This window comes from Bacillus sp. SRB_8, assembly GCF_003264205.1.
Classification (GTDB): Bacteria; Bacillota; Bacilli; order Bacillales; family Bacillaceae_G; genus Bacillus_A; species Bacillus_A mycoides.
Genome location: NZ_NADT01000054.1, coordinates 432 through 714, shown reverse-complemented (window position 1 = coordinate 714; position 283 = coordinate 432). Strand labels below are relative to the sequence as shown.

2 tRNA genes and 1 rRNA gene are annotated in these 283 nt (G+C 54.4%); all 3 read left to right on the top strand.

Going from position 1 to position 283, the window contains the following annotated elements:
• Positions 1 to 5: 5 nt before the first annotated feature.
• The 3 genes from rrf to B5P40_RS28985 all read left to right on the top strand — a co-directional run bounded on the left by rrf (position 6) and on the right by B5P40_RS28985 (position 282).
• Positions 6 to 121 (top strand): 5S ribosomal RNA (rrf, locus tag B5P40_RS28995).
• Positions 122 to 126: 5 nt separating this feature from the next.
• Positions 127 to 202, top strand: a tRNA-Val gene (locus B5P40_RS28990).
• Between the two features lie 4 nt (positions 203 to 206).
• Positions 207 to 282 (top strand) — tRNA-Thr (locus B5P40_RS28985).
• Position 283: the final 1 nt, after the last annotated feature.

Genomic DNA, 283 nt, shown 5'->3' with positions numbered 1-283 from the left:
TACAGTCTGGTAATGATGGCAGAGAGGCCACACCCGTTCCCATACCGAACACGGAAGTTAAGCTCTCTAGCGCCGATGGTAGTTGGGACCTTGTCCCTGTGAGAGTAGGACGTTGCCAGGCAATTCGGAGGATTAGCTCAGCTGGGAGAGCACCTGCCTTACAAGCAGGGGGTCGGCGGTTCGATCCCGTCATCCTCCACCATTTAGCCGACTTAGCTCAATTGGTAGAGCAACTGACTTGTAATCAGTAGGTTGGGGGTTCAAGTCCTCTAGTCGGCACCAG